Here is a 1,982-nt window from a genome sequence, read left to right as displayed (position 1 = left end):
TTTGAAGTATTAAAAAATACTGGGAGAATTGAATTTGATGAAGGTATTTTAAAAAAGTTAATTGAAGCATTTTGTGATTCACCATATATTATGCAAAATAATTATGAAGAAACTTTAGAAGAATTGTAGGATATTTTTTATTTTTTTAAAGGAGAAGCCATGGAGCAGATATCTGATGATGAACTTATTGAATTTATGAAAAGAGATTTTGATGGTAAATGTCAAGGCTCAATAGAGTATTTAAGTGGAACCAGTTTAGAAGAACTTTGCCGTGGTACAAGATATGGTCTTAATGGTTTAGAGTAAGGCTTAATAGGAGGGTGCTATGGATCATAATAATTTATATTATGTTAAGAATACTGCTTTAAATCTAGTTCCAAGAATAGAGGCGGCAGTTAGCAATAATGATTTGCAAAATATCTTTTTAAGCTTCAGATCACAGGAAGAAGAAATAATGCTATTAAAATACTATTTAGATAATAATGGAAATGATAATCCTTCAAATACTGGGTGGGAAAATAAGTTTAAAGAGTTATTAGATAAATGATAGCTCCTTTAATTAATGAAGAATAATATGCTTTTTAGTGGTAAATATAAATATTGAGGTGAATTAAATGGCTGTAAAACAAAAAAACACTAAAAAGAAAATGGCACTATTAGGTCTTAAAAAGGATAATGATGGAGATTACAGATATATCGATCCAGATGATACAACTTCAGAATTTGTTCCTGTAAGAAATAGAAATAAGAATAAAGAAAATAAATAACAATATAAATATGAAAAAGGATGTATGAAAAGTAACCTTCATACATCCTTTATGTATTTTTAATAATTAATATTTGTCAGCAAATTTAATTTTATCTAGAAGCTTTTCTGTAGCCCGCGGCAATTGCTTCCTCTTCACTATTAAAGTTAATAAGGTATACAGAATCAGACATATTTTCATAATCTCTTTGCCCAGGGCAGTGATATATCTTTGATTTAGAATTTCCTCTAATTATAGTTTCTTCAGTAGAAGAACTATCTGCTGTATTTGATGAAGATGAATTATCAGGAGATTTTCCACTAGGTACTTCTTCACCGGCAAGTGCACTAGACCCAGTGGCATAATCTATAGTTATTCCAGGTTGTACATTATAAACAAATACGTTGAATTCAATACCTTCTCCATTATCTTCTACAGATTTTGCTTCCATTTGCACTCCAGTTGCCACAAGGTTGTTTCCTTCAAAAACAGGAGTTACTCTATATAAAACATGGTTGTTTGTTTCTTTTATATAGTCAGCAACCATATTTTCGTAAGGTAGCATTAAATTAGCATTAAAATATCTAGTTCCAGTTATTAAATTACTTTTGTTGGCATTTTCTGCTGTTAACTGAAATCCAATTAAATGTGATCTATTGTAAAGATATTTACCTTCAACTATATCATATTTAATTGATTGCCATCCACTAGGTTTAACTGAACTTATAGACTCTCTTTCTTCTGTAGGCATTAGGTCAGTACCTATATTGGCATAGGCAACACCACATCTACCTAAGCTATCCAGTGGGCTATATTCTTCAAATGAAGTAGTAGTTAAATCAGAATCAGAAAAATTCGGAATATTATTATTTAATACTATATAGTCATTTCCAGAATAAGCAGGTATATTATTAATGTCAATATTGCTTTCATTAGAATTTTCAGTTGGATTGTTTAAAACAATATTATTCTTATTAGAGCTATCTGTAACTTGTTCAATAATATTAAGAGCTTGTCCAACACCGTTAGATACTGAAGTGGATGAGCAACCAATAAGTCCACTTAAACAAAGTAGTGATCCTATTATCATGATTATTGAGTTTTTAAAATTAAGTAGTTTTTTCATTATCAGTTCTCCTATATATTTCTCTTGTAATCTTTTCATGAGATGAACCATTGAATTCTTCAAAATCAATTAATTTCCATGAATCATCATTTACATTAATATCAAAATGT

Annotated in this window: 3 protein-coding genes and 1 pseudogene; 3 read left to right on the top strand and 1 reads right to left on the bottom strand. The window is 29.1% G+C overall.

Annotation, left to right across the window (positions count from 1 at the left end; translation table 11 throughout):
* The 3 genes and pseudogenes from Q5O29_RS05350 to Q5O29_RS05340 form a co-directional block, all read left to right on the top strand.
* Positions 1-306: pseudogene (locus Q5O29_RS05350) on the top strand (DUF6323 family protein); the annotation flags it as partial.
* 19 nt (positions 307-325) lie between these two features.
* Positions 326-547 carry a hypothetical protein gene (locus Q5O29_RS05345; RefSeq protein ID WP_022211954.1) on the top strand — a complete coding sequence of 74 codons (222 nt, stop codon included), beginning with the start codon at positions 326-328 and terminating at the stop codon, positions 545-547.
* A 67-nt stretch (positions 548-614) separates the two neighbouring features.
* Positions 615-767, top strand: a complete 153-nt coding sequence (locus tag Q5O29_RS05340; protein WP_022211953.1) for a hypothetical protein — start codon at positions 615-617, stop codon at positions 765-767.
* Between the two features lie 91 nt (positions 768-858).
* Here Q5O29_RS05340 and Q5O29_RS05335 read toward each other — a convergent pair whose 3' ends face one another.
* On the bottom strand, positions 859-1,872 hold the full coding sequence (locus Q5O29_RS05335) for a DNA/RNA non-specific endonuclease (protein ID WP_022211952.1): 1,014 nt from the start codon (positions 1,870-1,872) through the stop codon (positions 859-861).
* Positions 1,873-1,982: the final 110 nt, after the last annotated feature.

The organism is Clostridium sp. CAG:265 (genome assembly GCF_000436575.1).
Lineage (GTDB): Bacteria > Bacillota > Clostridia > Clostridiales > Clostridiaceae > Clostridium > Clostridium lentum.
This window is presented reverse-complemented; position numbering and strand designations above follow the sequence as displayed.